Source organism: Azospirillum brasilense (assembly GCF_005222205.1).
Lineage (GTDB): Bacteria > Pseudomonadota > Alphaproteobacteria > Azospirillales > Azospirillaceae > Azospirillum > Azospirillum brasilense_G.
In genome coordinates this window covers 1,789,918-1,804,609 of record NZ_CP032346.1, presented here as the reverse complement: position 1 = coordinate 1,804,609, position 14,692 = coordinate 1,789,918, and the positions used below count along the sequence as shown (strand labels likewise).

16 protein-coding genes are annotated in these 14,692 nt (G+C 69.4%); 7 read left to right on the top strand and 9 right to left on the bottom strand.

What is annotated here, in order from left to right:
• Together D3869_RS22170 and D3869_RS33205 are read left to right on the top strand one after the other, a co-directional pair.
• Nucleotides 1–480 carry a cupin domain-containing protein gene (locus tag D3869_RS22170; protein ID WP_247895842.1) on the top strand — a complete coding sequence of 160 codons (480 nt, stop codon included), beginning with the start codon at nt 1–3 and terminating at the stop codon, nt 478–480.
• Nucleotides 481–672: 192 nt separating this feature from the next.
• The gene (locus D3869_RS33205) at nt 673–831 is read left to right on the top strand and encodes a hypothetical protein (protein WP_175426548.1); all 159 of its coding nucleotides are present in this window, start codon (nt 673–675) and stop codon (nt 829–831) included.
• Between the two features lie 77 nt (nt 832–908).
• Here the strand turns inward: D3869_RS33205 and D3869_RS22165 are convergent, their stop codons facing one another.
• Nucleotides 909–1,397: a response regulator gene (locus D3869_RS22165; RefSeq protein ID WP_137141932.1), complete on the bottom strand. Its 489-nt coding sequence runs from the start codon at nt 1,395–1,397 to the stop codon at nt 909–911.
• A gap of 213 nt (nt 1,398–1,610) precedes the next feature.
• Between D3869_RS22165 and D3869_RS22160 the strand changes: the two genes are divergently transcribed.
• On the top strand, nt 1,611–1,829 hold the full coding sequence (locus D3869_RS22160) for a hypothetical protein (protein WP_035683641.1): 219 nt from the start codon (nt 1,611–1,613) through the stop codon (nt 1,827–1,829).
• Nucleotides 1,830–1,839: 10 nt separating this feature from the next.
• Here D3869_RS22160 and D3869_RS22155 read toward each other — a convergent pair whose 3' ends face one another.
• A complete protein-coding gene (locus D3869_RS22155) occupies nt 1,840–2,022 on the bottom strand; it encodes a hypothetical protein (protein ID WP_137141931.1) in 183 nt (60 codons plus the stop codon).
• A gap of 167 nt (nt 2,023–2,189) precedes the next feature.
• Here D3869_RS22155 and D3869_RS22150 point away from each other — a divergent pair, with 167 nt between their 5' ends.
• Nucleotides 2,190–2,891, top strand: a complete 702-nt coding sequence (locus D3869_RS22150; protein WP_137141930.1) for a glutathione binding-like protein — start codon at nt 2,190–2,192, stop codon at nt 2,889–2,891.
• A gap of 47 nt (nt 2,892–2,938) precedes the next feature.
• Here D3869_RS22150 and D3869_RS22145 read toward each other — a convergent pair whose 3' ends face one another.
• The 3 genes from D3869_RS22145 to yddG form a co-directional block, all read right to left on the bottom strand.
• Nucleotides 2,939–3,502 carry a histidine phosphatase family protein gene (locus tag D3869_RS22145; RefSeq protein WP_247895841.1) on the bottom strand — a complete coding sequence of 188 codons (564 nt, stop codon included), beginning with the start codon at nt 3,500–3,502 and terminating at the stop codon, nt 2,939–2,941.
• A gap of 123 nt (nt 3,503–3,625) precedes the next feature.
• Nucleotides 3,626–5,398: an ABC transporter ATP-binding protein/permease gene (locus tag D3869_RS22140; protein WP_349017885.1), complete on the bottom strand. Its 1,773-nt coding sequence runs from the start codon at nt 5,396–5,398 to the stop codon at nt 3,626–3,628.
• A gap of 81 nt (nt 5,399–5,479) precedes the next feature.
• On the bottom strand, nt 5,480–6,433 hold the full coding sequence (yddG, locus tag D3869_RS22135; RefSeq protein ID WP_137141928.1) for an aromatic amino acid exporter YddG: 954 nt from the start codon (nt 6,431–6,433) through the stop codon (nt 5,480–5,482).
• A gap of 138 nt (nt 6,434–6,571) precedes the next feature.
• Here yddG and D3869_RS22130 point away from each other — a divergent pair, with 138 nt between their 5' ends.
• On the top strand, nt 6,572–7,420 hold the full coding sequence (locus tag D3869_RS22130) for a DMT family transporter (RefSeq protein WP_137141927.1): 849 nt from the start codon (nt 6,572–6,574) through the stop codon (nt 7,418–7,420).
• Nucleotides 7,421–7,439: 19 nt separating this feature from the next.
• On the opposite strand, the gene D3869_RS22125 is transcribed toward D3869_RS22130, so the two are convergent.
• From D3869_RS22125 to D3869_RS22110, 4 genes are all read right to left on the bottom strand, one after another.
• Nucleotides 7,440–8,255 carry an FkbM family methyltransferase gene (locus tag D3869_RS22125; RefSeq protein ID WP_137141926.1) on the bottom strand — a complete coding sequence of 272 codons (816 nt, stop codon included), beginning with the start codon at nt 8,253–8,255 and terminating at the stop codon, nt 7,440–7,442.
• Between the two features lie 60 nt (nt 8,256–8,315).
• The gene (locus D3869_RS22120; RefSeq protein WP_137141925.1) at nt 8,316–9,032 is read right to left on the bottom strand and encodes a hypothetical protein; all 717 of its coding nucleotides are present in this window, start codon (nt 9,030–9,032) and stop codon (nt 8,316–8,318) included.
• 155 nt (nt 9,033–9,187) lie between these two features.
• Entirely contained in the window at nt 9,188–10,897 is a 1,710-nt protein-coding gene (gene ade / locus D3869_RS22115; RefSeq protein ID WP_137141924.1) for an adenine deaminase, read from the bottom strand.
• Nucleotides 10,898–11,002: 105 nt separating this feature from the next.
• Nucleotides 11,003–11,272, bottom strand: a complete 270-nt coding sequence (locus D3869_RS22110) for a hypothetical protein (protein ID WP_137141923.1) — start codon at nt 11,270–11,272, stop codon at nt 11,003–11,005.
• Nucleotides 11,273–11,507: 235 nt separating this feature from the next.
• Here D3869_RS22110 and D3869_RS22105 point away from each other — a divergent pair, with 235 nt between their 5' ends.
• Together D3869_RS22105 and D3869_RS22100 are read left to right on the top strand one after the other, a co-directional pair.
• Nucleotides 11,508–13,199, top strand: coding sequence for a methyl-accepting chemotaxis protein (locus D3869_RS22105; RefSeq protein WP_137141922.1), 1,692 nt, complete (start codon nt 11,508–11,510; stop codon nt 13,197–13,199).
• Between the two features lie 320 nt (nt 13,200–13,519).
• The gene (locus D3869_RS22100) at nt 13,520–14,683 is read left to right on the top strand and encodes a hydrogenase small subunit (protein ID WP_175426547.1); all 1,164 of its coding nucleotides are present in this window, start codon (nt 13,520–13,522) and stop codon (nt 14,681–14,683) included.
• Nucleotides 14,684–14,692 lie beyond the last annotated feature (9 nt).

The window sequence follows — 14,692 nt, the reverse complement described above, 5'->3', positions numbered from 1 at the left end:
ATGGACCGCAACCCGCCGCCGCGCCGGACGCTCGTCCCCATCGACCAGAGGCTGATCGGGGAACACCCCGGCAAGCCCGCCGTCTTCGGGACCGTGCTGTCCGGCGACCCTCAGGAAACGTTCCTGAACCTCTACGACGGCGGCGGGGAGCGGTTCGCCTGCGGGGTCTGGCAATGCACGCCGGGCACCATCGCCATGGCCGACTGGCCGTACGAGGAGTTCTGCGTGCTGCTGGCCGGGCGGGTGGTCATCACCCCCCGGGACGGCGCACCGCGGGAGCATGGGGAGGGCGACGCCTTCGTCATTCCCCGAGGCTTCACCGGCGTCTGGGAGGTGCGGGAGACGATCCGCAAATATTACGCGATCGAGAAGCCGCTCGGCCCCCGCGCCGCCGCCCGTCACCTGTTGCGCGCCCCGCTGTCGCTGGCCCGGCGGCTGTTGCGGCGGGGCGAGCCGGCCCTGGCCCGCGGCGGCTTCTGAAAGAGAGCCCTTAAAAGGGAGCATCTGACAGGGCTGCCCCACAAAATACCCGATTTCTTCGGTCGGGATTGATCGAATCCCTCCGCCACGCGTTATTCCAAAGGACAGGCGCCCGAACCGAGAAACGAGAGGCGCCTCACCGGACCATTCCTGCACGACGGGACGCGACCACAGACGGACGGGAGATAAGTCATGAGCGATCATCGCCAGTGGGTCGAGCTGGACCCCAGCAACGGCTCCGAAACCACCAAGCCGCAGGACGGACAGTCCGTCGCGGCGCCCGCGCAGAACTCCGCCCAGCCGGCGGAAGCGCCCGCGCCGGGCGGTCCGGAAGGCTCTCCGGACCGCTGACGGTCACCGCGTCAGGTCACTGTTCGAAACATCGGAAAACGGGCATCGGAAAAACGGCAGGGCGGGGCCTCAGGGTCTCAGCCCTGCCGCCGCATGGGCTGCTGCACGGGTTGCGGCGACGACTGGGGCGCCGGCCGCGGCGCGGCGGCGGACAGGCGCTCGGGCCGCCCGAACAGCTCCAGCGCCGGCGGGATCGAGGACGGGCGCAGCCCCGCCAGGATTTCACCCACAGCCCCGACCGCGTCGACCAGCGCGTCGGGCATCACCGGTTTGCGCAGCAGGCCGACCGCGAAATCGCGCGCCTCCTCGCCGCGGTGGTCGAAACCAGTGATCAGCAGGGAGGGGATGTTGTGCTCCTCCCACAGTTTGCGGGCCAGCGTCAGCCCGTTCTCACCCCCGGCCAGATAGACGTCCACCAGGGCAAGATCCGGCTGTTCCCGGACCCCCAGCCGCGTCGCCTTGGCGGCGTCGCGCAGGGGGCCGACGACCGTGTATCCGGCATTCTCCATCACGGCCTTGATGGCGGGCCCGATCAACGGATCGTCTTCGACGACGAGCAACTTCACGGCATCTGTTCCTTGTTGGCGGACGGCGCGGGCCGACGTGGCCCGCAGCGCCCATGTTTGTCGATGCGGTGCATCAATCAAGGGGCTGATTGCGCGCAATGAGCGAGCCGGCGCGGAACCGAACGGGCAGTGCCATAGGGAGAAGCGAACCCGCCGCCCACTTTGCGTGTTTGAAACAGTCCAAGCGTGATGCAACCTCCGTGGGAGTCCTGCATGAAGTTCATCGAATTCACCGACCGCGCCGGGGCACCGGTCCTGATCAACGCCGCGGGCGTTCTGTACCTGCGCGGCACCGAAGGGGAGCGGACCGAGATCACCTTCGCCGGACGCTCCGAACCGCTGGTGGTCGCCGCCCCGCTGGACGAGGTGGCCCGGACGCTGGAAGACGCCACGCCGATACCGCCCGACCCCACCCTGGCGCTCGTCTCCTGACGGGCCGGCCTCACACGTCGTAGATCGGGCCCGGGGTGGATTTGTTGGCGCCGCCGCGCTTCTGCTCTTCCTTTTCCGTCAGTTCGGCCTCGCCGCCCTGGTCCGGCTTGACGGTGCCATCCTGGGCCTCGTCGATCCGGTCGTCCTTTTGTCGGGGCTGGCGCTGGGTGGCGGGATTCCGGTCTTCGTTCATGACGGTCCTCGTTCTGGTTGTTGGTTCACCGTTCTCAACATTCCGCGGGCCGCGACGTTGCGCCCCTCGCCTGCCCCTTCCGGAGGGCTGATGCGCGCACGGCGCGGGTTGCCGGAAACCGCGCTCTCCATCACTTTTCGGGGCGCAGACAAACCGGAAGGACCGCCATGATCGACCTTCACTATTGGCCGACCCCCAACGGGCACAAGATCACCCTGTTCCTGGAGGAAGCCGGGCTGGACTACACCATCCATCCCGTGGACATCTCGGCCGGCGACCAGTTCAAGCCGGAATTCCTGGCGATGTCGCCGAACAACCGCATGCCGGCGATCGTCGACCGCGCCCCGGCCGACGGCGGAGAGCCGGTGTCCGTCTTCGAATCGGGCGCGATCCTGACCTATCTGGCGGAGAAGACCGGCAAGTTCCTGCCCGCCGACACGCGCGGCCGCAAGACGGTCCTGGAGTGGCTGTTCTGGCAGGTGGGGGGCCTCGGCCCGATGGCCGGGCAGAACCACCATTTCGTGCAGTACGCGCCCGAGCAGATCCCCTACGCCATCGACCGCTATGTGAAGGAGACCAACCGCCTCTACGGCGTCCTGAACAAGCGTCTGGCGGGCCGTGCCTTCATCGCGGGGGACGCGCTGACCATCGCCGACATGGCCTGCTACCCGTGGATCGTCCCGCACGAGCGGCAGCGCCAGAACCTCGCCGACTTCCCCGAGCTGAAGCGCTGGTTCGAGGCGATCCAGGCCCGCCCGGCGACCGTCCGCGCCTACGAGAAGGGCGCGGAGCTGGCCAAGCGCCCGTCGGTCACCGATGAGGGCAAGAAGATCCTGTTCGGCCAGACCGCCGCCAACGTCCAGAAGTAGGGTCCGGTCGGCATCCGCGAACCCGACCAGGTCAAGGGCTCCGTGCGCTACTCGGAGCCCTTGACCTGGATGCGGCCCTCGACGGCCGGCGCGCCCGTTCCGTTGGCCCGCAGCACCACCGCCTCGGCCGAGGCCGGAAAGACGCCGGTCAAGGCGGTGACGACCACCTGATGGGTGACCAGCACGACCGGCGCGCCGTCGGCCGGCAACCCGGCCAGGAACCGGCGCAGCGTCGCCATCTGCGCCTCCTGCTCCTCCCGCCGCTCGAAGAAGGAGTTGAGCGCCGGAAGCTCCTGCACGGGGCCGACGTCGAGAAGCCGGGCGGTCTCCAGGCAGCGGCACCACTGGCTCGAATGGACGGCGGCCGGCCGGTCGGCGATCCTCCGCAACAGGTCGCCGGTGCGGCGGGCCTGCTCACGGCCGTTTGCGTCCAGGTTGCGTTGGGTCGCGCAGTCGCGGAGCTGGAAGCCCGGTGGATCACCGACTCCGGGCGCCTCCGCGTGCCTCATGAGAAGGATCAGCCCCTTGGGATCGACCGCCTCCGGATTCGCCGCCCGAGCCGGCGGAGCGGAGCCGGCGATCACACAGGCGATCACGATGGCCGCCACCATGGCGGGGAGCGACCTGCAGCGGACAACCCTCGGCATCGGAACCACGGCGGTTGGTGACGGGACGACAGCGATATTGATCGCGCGGGCCGGAGGCCAAGCCCGCCCCACGGCCGGGCGCGGCGTTCAGCACCCGACCAGTTCCCCCACCCCGTCACCGCCCTGTCCCACCGTGACGGTCCGGTCGTGATGCGCCGGCAGGCTGGACCGGTGGCCGACGCTGACCACCGTCGTGCCGGGCAGGCGCTCGGCCAGCAGGCCGTAGAGCCGCGCCTCCGTCGCCGGATCGCAGGCCGACGTCGCCTCGTCCAGGAACAGCCAGCCGGGCCGGTGCAGCAGGGCGCGGGCGAAGGCGACGCGCTGCTGCTCGCCGCCGGACAGGCGCTGCGCCCAATGGTCCTCCTCGTCCAGACGCTCGGCGAAGGCGCTCATCCCCACCGCGTCCAGGGCGGCGCGCACCGCCTCCGCCTCGAACGCCTCCGGTGCCGAGGGGTAGGCGACGGCGGCGCGCAGGCTGCCGATGGGCATGTAGGGCTTCTGCGGCAGGTGCATGGCGTCCGCCCCGGCGGGCAGGCCGATGCGCCCGCGCCCGAACGGCCAGAGCCCGGCCAGCGCGCGGAACAGCGTGCTCTTGCCCGAGCCGGACGGGCCAGTGATGAGCACGCGTTCCCCCGGCTGAACCGTCAGGTCGGCGCGCAGCAGCGGCGCCCCGCCCAGCGGCAGGGCCAGTTCCACCCCCTCCACCCGCAAGGCGCCGTCCGGCCCGGCGGCGCGGTCGATCCGCGGCGCGGTGTGCGCCGTCCGCCGGACCTCCCGCACCGCCTCGTGGAAGCCGATGAGGCGGCTGGTCGTGGCGTGCCAGTCGGTCAGGCTCACATAGGCGTCGATGAACCAGGACAGGGCGTCCTGCACCTGCCCGAAGGCCTGCGCGGTCTGCGTCAGCGCGCCCAGCGGAACCGCGCCGGAGAAATAGCGCGGCGCGGCGACCAGGAACGGGAAGATGATCGCCACCTGCCCATAGGCCGAGGTGAACCAGACCAGCCGCTTCTGCGTGCGCATGATCGCCCACCAGTTGTCCACCACGCGGGCGAAGCGCCGGGCGAAGCCGTGCCGCTCCTGCGCCTCGCCGCCCTGCAGGGCCACGCTCTCCGCGTTCTCGCGCAGGCGAACGAGCGCGAAGCGGAAGTCGGCCTCGTATTTCTGCTGGTCGAAGCTCAGCCGGGCGAGCGGGCGGCCGATCCGGTGGGTCAGCCACGTCCCCGCCACCGCGTAGGCCAGCGCCACCCACACCATGTAGCCGGGGATCGTCAGCTCCACGCCGAACAGCGCGACGCTCACCGTCCCCGACAGGCTCCACAGCATCACCAGGAAGGAGACCAGCGTGACGAGGTTGGTCAGGAAGCCCAGCGACAGGCTCAGCGTCAGTTGGACGAAGCCGCGCAGATCCTCGGCGATGCGCTGGTCCGGGTTGTCGGCCGGCGTGCCGGCTAGCTGGAGGCGGTAGTAGGTCTGGCCCTCCATCCAGTCGCCCAGACAGCGGTCGGTCAGCCAGCGCCGCCAGCGGATCTGCAGCATCTGGTTCAGGTAGAGCCGGTACACGGCGACCGCGATGGAGACCAGCGCCAGCCCTCCGAACAGCAGGAGTTGATCGACGAAGGCGCCCTGGTCCTTGTCCTGGAGCGCGTTGAAGATGGCGCCGTTGACCTCGGTCAGCTCGACCGTGATGAAGACCACGGCCAGATTCAGCGCGACGATGGCGGCCAGCAATCCCCGCGCCGCCCAGCGCTCCTCCGACGACCAATAGGGGCGGGTCAGCGTCCAGACGTCCCGCAGAAAGCGGAACAGCGCGGCGGCGCGTTTTGGATTGGCCTCGGTCGGCATGGCGGGCTGGTCCGGCAAGGAAGGAACCGTCCCTGTCGAATAGCACCGCGCCGCATGAAAAGCCTATGAATTCGCTGTCACCGTCCGGCCGGGGACACCCTACCGGTCGCCACGCAGAACGTCGCGGCTGGCCAGCACGGCGCCGCCCATGATCAGGGCGCAGGCCGCCCAGACGGTCCAGCCCCCCGCCGCCTGCCCGAACAGGATCAGCAGCAGCGTGGAGGTCAGCGGCGTGGCGTAGGACAGCACGCCCAGCGCCCGGATGTCGCCGCGCTTCACCCCATGGTCCCACACGAAGAAGGCCGCGCCGACCGGCCCGATCCCCATGGCGAGCACCGCCAGCCACTCGCCGCCGGATGGCGCCACCGTCGTCTCGAACAGCAGGTGCGACAGCCCGGCCAGCACCGCCGTGGCGAGGCAGAAGCCGCCGACCGCCTCGGTCGGGACATCGCCGAAGCGGCGCGACAGCACCGAATAGGAGGCCCAGAGCACCGCCGCGGCCATCGCCGACAGGTAACCCGGCGTGTCCCCGGCGTCGAGCGACAGGCCGCGCGCGCCGCCGGTCACGATCAGCACGGTCCCGGCCAGCCCGCACAGCGCGCCCAGCACATGGCCGCGCTTCAGCCGCTCCCCCGGCAGCAGGGCGGAGAACAGGACGATGAGCAGCGGCCACAGATAGTTCAGCAGATTGACCTCGACCGCCGCGCCGGGGGCGAGGCGGAAGGCCAGGAAATAGAAGAAATGGTAGCCGAACAGCCCGGCGACGCCGAGCAGCCAGACTTGCCAGGGCTGGCGCAGCACGCCGATCACGTCCTTGCCCCGCGCGGCCCCCGCCGCCGTCCCGACGACGAAGGCGACGCCGAAGGACATCGCCACGAGCTGGAACGGCGGAATGGTCCCCGACAGCGCGGTCAGCAGCGCCAGCGTGGACCACATCAGGATGGCCAGACCGCCGATGGCGGTGGCGCGGCGGACCGCGGCCGGGTCGGACGCCGCGGCGGTCGGGTGGTTCCGGGGCAGAAGGTTTTCGGTTGGGAGGCTATCGGTCGACATGGCGAACGCTTAGCGCAAAGAAGGACGGCAGGCAATTGGACTGTCCGGCACCGAACCTGTGCGTGTATCCTGCCGCCCGGCGGGCCGCAGGCCGCCCCTCCGCCCGCATCGTCCCCTCCCCCGACCACGGCTCCCCTCTTGCCCACCGAAGCCCTTCTCGCCGTCCTGGCCGGCGCCCTTCTCCATGCCGGCTGGAACACCGCGCTGAAGGCCGGCGGCGGCAACGCCTCCGACGCGGTCCTGGTGGTCGCCGGTTCCGCCTTCATCGCCCTGCTGCTGCTCCCCGTCGTTCCGGCGCCGTCGCTCGCCAGCGCGCCTTATCTCGGCGTGACGGCGGTGCTGCACGTCGCCTATTTCCGGCTGCTCGCCGCCGCCTACCGCGACGGGGCGATGAGCCACGCCTATCCGCTGATGCGTGGCACGCCGCCGCTGCTCGTGGCGCTGTGCAGCGGCCTGCTGCTGGGCGAGGGGCTGTCCGCCGGCGCCTGGATGGGAACGCTGCTGGTTTGCGGGGGAATCCTCGGGCTGACCCTGCTGGGGCGGGGACCGGCCCTGTCGGGATCATGGCGGGGCAACGCCTGCGCCCTCGCCAACGCCCTGGTGATCGCCGCCTACACGGTGGTGGACGGCATCGGCGTGCGGCTGTCCGGCGCCCCGGCCGGCTACACGCTGTGGTGCTTCCTGCTGTTGAGCGTGCCCATGGTGGGCGGGGCTCTGCTGCGCGACGCGCGGGGCTTCCTGAGCCACGCCCGCCGGCGCTGGATGGTGGCGCTGGCCGGCGGGGCGGCCAGCATCGCCTCCTACGGGCTCGCGCTCTGGGCGATGACCCTGGCGCCGGTCGCCGTGGTGGCGGCGCTGCGCGAGACCTCGATCCTGTTCGCCATGGCGCTGGCCGCGCTGGTGCTCAAGGAGCGGGTCGGCCCGGTGCGCCTGGCCTCCGGCGTCGTCATCGTGCTCGGCGCCGCGTCGCTGCGCCTCGCCGCCTGATGGTCGACAGACCGTGCCCCTACTGGCGGATGGCGAGGAAATTCTGGTACGCGAAGATCTCGTCGAATTCGGAGTAGGCGGACAGGCGGTAAAGCCCGTCCTTGACGATTTTGCAGACGGCGAAGCCGTCCAGCCGGCTCCAGAAGTCGCGCAGGAAAGTCCGGGAATCGAGATTGCAGCCGCCGAATTCGAACTGGATGAAATCGACGGCTCGCCGGTCGAGAAGGCCGCGCGCTCCATCCAGGACGGCGATCTCGTGACCCTCGACGTCGATCTTGAGGAAATGAACGCGGTCGATGCCGGTCTCAGCGCAGAATCCGTCCAGCGTCGCCAGACGAACGGTTTCGCCGCTCCCGCCCTCCTGAAACTCGCGGATCGCGCGGTTGTGGAGGGACGCCAGCGTCGAGCCGGGCCGGTCGCCGTGCAGGATCGCCGCGCCGGCGCGGTCGGACAGGCCAAGGTTGACGGGACGGCAACGTCCGGGATAGCGCGCCGCCGTCTCGCACAGCGCGCGGAAGGCCGTCGGCGACGGCTCGAAGGACCACACGGTCGCCGCCGGGAAACGGTCGAGCGCCGCCGCCGTGTAGACACCGACGTTGGCGCCGACGTCGACGATCACGGCGTCGGCGTCCGGGACACCGCGCCGCGCCAGCTCGCCCTGAATATAGCGGAGAACCCCGGCCTCGCCGGTGGCCTGGATGTCGGCGTCGTTGACCAGCCCCATGCCCTTCAGGGCCTGCCGGTGGATCGCCCGGAAGAAATCCTGCTGGCCGGCCTTTCCCTGATGCTCCGCGACGTAGTCGGCGACGGCGCGAAACAGCTCTTCAGGGGTCATGGCGGCGTGGTCTCCGGCTTCGGCGGACCGGCAGTGTAGCCGCCGCCGGCGCCTCGCGCCTCAGAAAAGCCCGTTCAGCAGGGACCCGCGCCCGCTGTAGCCGCCGCTTCCGCCGGTGAGGATCCCCAGCGCGCCGGAGCTGGTCGTCGTGCCGCCGGTCAGCAGGGAGGTCAGGCGCTGGAGCTGCGGCGTCTGCTGGAGCGGGTTGTCGCCCTTGGCCGGCTGTTTGGCGATGGTGTCGTAGTCCTTGCTGTAGTCGCCCATGCGGAGCTGGAGGCCGTAGTTCTTCTCCTCCTTCGCCGCCACGCCCTTGTCGCGGGAGACGCGCAGCGTGTAGTCGCCACGGTCGAGCGACAGGGTGCCCGCCTCGAACTTCTTGTAGGCGTCGTAGGTGCCGCCGGCTTCGCTGTTGCTGTCGGCGATGATCTTGCCCTGCTTGTCCATCAGCTGGACGCGCACGCCGGTGTCGCCGACGCGGCCGAGGGCGACCTCGCCGGGCGTTGCCAGGTTGAATTTGTAGAAGTCCGCCGGATCGTTGGCGGCCAGAGTGCTGAGCACGTTCAGACGGCTGGTGTCCTTCACCAGCGTGCCGACGTTGGTGGCGAAGGGGGCCGCGTTCAGGGCGGACTTGCGGACGGTCTGCTCGTACTCCTGGACATCACCGCTGGGCTTGGCGTCGGTCGCCTGCTTGGCCTGCTCCTGGACGCGCTTCATCGCCGCGTCGATGGACGTCTGGATGCTCTGCGCCAATCCGCTGATGTCGCTCATTCCAACCATGGCACGCCCCTCCGACCGGCATTCTTCGCGTTCGTCGGGCCGCCCCTTGCAGACGGCGGGCCAAGTGGCTTTCCATGATTTTCAAAGGGTTGATCCGGGGCTCCCGCCGAAGGGGCCGGCAAGATCCGCACCCCGTCCGGCAGGAATTGCCGGGGTCACGCTTCCACAAGCGCGAATTTGTCGACATCCACCAGCCCGCGGTCGGTGATCTTCAGATGCGGGATCACCGGCAGCGGCAGGAAGGCCAGCTGCAGGAAGGGCTCGGCCAGCGGGCAGCCCATTTCCTTCACCGAGGCGCGCAGGCTGCGCAGGTGGCGCTCCACCGTCTCGAAGGGCTCCAGGCTCATCAGCCCGGCCAGCGGCAGGGCCAGTTCACCCACGACCTTGCCGTTGCGCACCGCGACGAAGCCGCCCTGAAGCTCGATCAGGCGGTTGACGGCGATGGCCATGTCCTCGTCCGACGCGCCGACCACGCAGATGTTGTGGCTGTCGTGCCCGACCGAGGAGGCCAGCGCGCCCTCGCGGAACTGGAAGCCGCTGGCGAAGCCGCGCCCGACATTCTGGTTGGTGCCGTGGCGGGCGAAGACGCAGATCTTCAGGATGTCGCGGTCGGGATCGGCCACCAGCTTGCCGTTCCTGGCCGGCACCTCCAGCCGCAGATGGGCGGTGATGATCTTGCCGGGCAGAACGCCGATCACCGACTGGACGGACCCGCCGGCGGGCACCGCGAAATCCTCCGCCGTCACCGGGTGGAGCTTGACGGAGCGCAGCCCCACCGGGCTGACCGCCGGGCGCCCGGCGAAGGTCTCCGGGGTCACCACCCGCCCGTTGCGGATGACCCGGTTGACCGCGCACTCCGCCAGATCGTCCAGCAGGACGAGGTCGGCGCGCTGCCCCGGCGCGATCAGCCCGCGGTCGAACAGGCCGAAGCCGCGCGCCGCCGACCAGGTGGCGGCGCGATAGACATGGGCCAGCGGGGCGCCGAGCCGGATCGCGCTGCGGATCAGATGGTCCATGTGCCCCTCCTCGGCGATGTCGAGGGGGTTGCGGTCGTCGGTGCAGAAGCCCAGGAAGGGCGAGGTTTCCGGCTGGATCACCGGGGCCAGCGCGTGCACGTCCTTCGACACCGACCCGTCGCGGATCAGCACCTGCATGCCCTTGCGCAGCTTCTCCATCGCCTCCGGCGCGCTGGTCGTCTCGTGGCAGTTGCGGATGCCGCAGGAGAGATAGGCGTTCAGCTCCCGCCCGCTGAGCAGCGGGGCGTGGCCGTCGATGTGGCGCCCGTCGAAGGCGGCCAGCTTGTCAAGCACCCCGTCCACCTTGTGGAAAACGCCGGGGAAGTTCATGAACTCCGCCAGCCCCAGCACCTTCGGGTGGTCCTTGTGGCGCAGCAGGTCCGCCGCCTCCAGCCGCGCGCCGGACGTCTCCAGTTCCGTCGCCGGCACGCAGGAGGAGAGCTGCACCCGCAGGTCCAGCGCCGTCCCCTCGGCGCAGTCCAGGAAGTAGCGCAGCCCCTTCTCGCCCAGCACGTTGCAGATCTCATGCGGGTCGCAGATCGCCGTGGTGGTGCCGCGCGGCAGGACGCAGCGGTCGAACTCCATCGGCGTGACGCAGGTGGATTCGCAATGGACGTGGGTGTCGATGAAGCCCGGGACGACGGTCAGCCCGGACCCGTCGATCTCCTCCACCCCGTCATAGGATTCGTAGGTGCCGACGATGCGGTCGCCGCACAGGGCGATGTCGCCCGCGGCGGTCTCGCCGGTGACGACGTTGAGGAAACGGGTGTTCTTGATGACCAGATCGGCCTTCGTTTCGCCCAGGGCCTGGCCGATGCGCGTCTTCAATTCGTCCCGGGTGACCGCCATCGCTCCGCCTCGCCCTGCCCGTTCCAAGTCTTCTTTAGGTAAATGGCCGGGGGGGACCCTTCAATCGGATTTTCCGTAACGTCAACCGCCCGGTCAGTCATGCGGTCAGTTATTGGGGCGACCCGCCAGTTCGATCGTTGGTCCGTTGCCGCGGTAGTCCGGGTAGTTCCAGTAGGTCCGCGGCTCGAGCCGGTAGGCTGGAAGGCCAAGGCCCAGCGTGTAGACCGGCCCGCTTGCGCCATAGCCGACCACGTAATCGCCCCCGTGGGACGAGCCACCCTCCCCGCATGCCGCCAGCATCAGAACCAGCATCAGAAGAAGTGCGGCAACGAAGAATTGAGCGATCCTTGCGACGACGGCCGCGATGGGTTTCATGATCCACCTGCCAAGTCCGACGCGTTGCCCCCCTATGAAGACGAACACGCCGCAACCTCGGATATTCCCGAAAAAATTAGTTCGCATCAAAAACAATATGCGTTTCGCCCAGTTCCTGCCCAATGATGACGCGGCAACGTGTCATAGAACGATTTAACGCTTCGGAAACCTATAGGCACCTCATTATCGTCATGCACAGAGGCGGCCCAAGACCGCCGCAATGGGGACGTCCAGCATGTTGAAAGCGCTTAAGAATCTAAGAATCGGGCCGAAGGTCTATCTTCTCGTGGGGCTGCAGGCGGCGGTGGCCGCGGTGACCGGCCTCATGGGGCTGGCCGCCATGCAGGATCTGGCCGGCAAGTCCGAGGCCATCGAACGCGCGTCGGACCGGCAGGTGCTCGGCGAGCAGCTCAACGGGCTCGTCCTGGCCGTCGTCATGGACTCGCGCGGCGTCTACATGGCCCGCGACCGCGCCGAGGTCGACAAGTTCGGCAAGCCCCTGCTGGACAATCTGAACACCCTCGGCGAGCGGCTCGGCACCCTGAAGCGCCTGACCCCGGCGGAGGGACAGGCCACGCTGGCGCCGGTGGCGGCGAAGGCCGAGGATTTCATCCGCTTCCGCACCGAAACGGTGCGCCTCGCCCGTGAGAAGAGCCCGGCGGACGCCCGGGCCTATGGTGACAACGACGCCAACCGCAGCAACCGCCAGGCGCTCAACGCCGCGATCCAGGCGCTCAGCGCCGATCAGGACGCCATGATCGACCGTCTGCACGACCAGTTGGAGTCGGCCCGCCGGCAGTGGACCACCCTGATGCTCGCCATCGGCGTCGGCGGCGTGCTCTTCGGCGTCCTGCTGGCCGTTCTGGTCGCCCGCGACATGATCGCGCGCCCCATCGCCCGGATGACCGCGGCGATGAAGACCATCGCCGCCGGCAACACCGGAGCCGAGGTGCCCGGCACCGGCCAGGGCGACGAGGTCGGCGACATGGCGGAGGCCGTCCTGGTCTTCCGCGACGGGCTGCGCCGCGCCAACGATCTGGCCGAGCAGGAACGCCGCGAGATCGACGTGCGCCGCCAGCGCCAGGAACGTCTGGAGTCCCTGACCCACGGCTTCACCCAGAAGATCGAGGGGCTGTGCCGCACCCTGAACGGGGAGGCCGACAACATCCGCAGCAGCGCCGAATCGCTGACCCATTCCGCCGCCGACGCCTCGCGCCGCAGCTCGACCGTCGCCGCCGCGGCGGAGCAGGCCACCGGCAACGTCCAGACCGTGGCGGCGGCGACCGAGGAGCTGTCCACCTCCATCGGCTCGATCAGCCAGCGCCTCGGCGAGGCCGCCCGCATCGCCAGCGAGGCCGAGCAGGAGGCCCAGCGCACCAACAGCACCATCCAGGGGCTCGCCCAGGCGGCGGAAAAGATCGGCGCGGTGGTCAACCTCATCACCGAGATCGCCAGCCAGACCAACCTGCTGGCGCTAAACGCGACCATCGAGGCGGCCCGCGCCGGCGAGGCCGGCAAGGGCTTCGCGGTGGTGGCGCAGGAGGTGAAGAGCCTCGCCAACCAGACCGCCCGCGCCACCGAGGAGATCTCCGCCCAGATCGTCGCCATCCAGAGCGAGACCCAGCAGGCGGTCGGCGCGATCAGCGGCATCGTCGGCACCATCGAGCGGATCAGCGACATCAGCACCAACGTCGCCGCCGCGGTGGAGCAGCAGGGCTCCGCCACCCAGGAAATCGCCCGCAACGTGCAGGAGGCCGCCATCGGCACGCAGGAGGTTTCCTCGACCATCTCCGGCGTGTCGCAGTCCGCCGACCACACGGGTGAGGCCGCCGGCGGCCTGCTGAGCGCCGCCAAGGGCCTGTCGGTTCATGCGCGCACCCTGCAAACCGATGTGGACGACTTCACCCGCCAGATGAAGGCGGTCTGACCCCCCTCGCCTTCTTCCCGGCCTTCATGCCGGGAAGAAGGCTTTTCCCGACGCATCCTTTCCGCTTATGCGCCCCTGGCGTTCGAAGCTTACCCGCCACATACCCAACTTGATGTAGATCAATGCCGCGCCCGCATCGAAACTGGTGCAATGCCGGCGAGCGTTTCGCGCCCAAATACCCCTACAATCGATAGGGATTACGCCGCACCATGGGTTTCCCGCATCGGGTTTCCCAGGACGCGCCGTGGCGTGCTGCGCATCCGGCGTCCGGCGACCGGGCGGCCAGCGGATCAATGCAAAAGGGTCTTTGGGGGAAAGTCATGCCCGACGGACATGTGGATCTCGACGCCGAGCACATCGGCGATCTCGACGAGTATGAGGGTGCGCTGGCCGGCCTGTCCCGCCGGGAATTCCTGGCCTACTGCACGGGCGTGGCCGCCACGCTGGGTCTCTCCCCCGCCTTCGGCGTGAAGATCGCCAACGCCGCCGTGGCGGCGCCGCGCCCGACGGTGATCTGGCTGTCGGGCCAGGCCTGCACCGGCTGCACCGAATCGCTCCTGCGCACCCACCACCCGTCGCTCGAGACGCTGATCCTCGACACCATCTCGCTCGACTACAACGAGACGCTGATGACCGGTTCCGGCCACCAGGCCGAGAACTGGAAGCAGCAGGCGATGAAGGACAATTGGGGCAAGTACCTGATGGTCACCGACGGCTCCATCCCGACGAAGGACGGGGGCGTCTACTGCAAGGTCGCCGGCAAGACCTACAAGGACGCCGTGCTGGAGTGCGCCAAGGGCGCGGCCGCGGTGATCTCCATGGGCTCCTGCTCCTCCTGGGGCGGCTGGCCGTCGACCGGCGTCAATCCCACGGGCGCCGTCGGCCTGAACGAGATCATCAAGGACAAGCCGGTCGTCTCCATCCCCGGCTGCCCGCCGAACCCCTACAACTTCCTTTCGCTGGTGCTGCATTTCGTCGCCTTCGGCAAGCTGCCGGAGCTGGACGACAAGATGCGCCCGAAGTTCGCCTTCGGCCGGCTGATCCACGAGAACTGCGAGCGCCGCCCGCATTTCGACGCCGGGCGCTTCGCCATGGAGTTCGGCGACTACGGCCACCGCCAGGGCTACTGTCTCTACAAGCTCGGCTGCAAGGGTCCGGAGACCTACGCGAACTGTCCGTCCATCGGCTTCAACGACGTCGGCCAGGGCACCTGGCCGGTGGGCACCGGCCATCCCTGCTTCGGCTGCACCGAGAAGGGCGTCGGCTTCACCAAGAGCATCCATGAGCTGGCCTCGCTGAAGTCGGTGGCGCCGCCCAACACCTACCCGGCGGTCGCCGTCGAGAAGGGCGAGGGCATGTCGGCCGGGGCCGCGGCGGTGGTCGCCGGCATCGCCGGCGCGGCGGTCGGCGCCGGCGCCGTCATCTCCAGCCGGCTCGGCAAGCAGGATGCGAAGACCGAATCCTCCTCCACCGCCGCCGAGTGAGGTGACGCC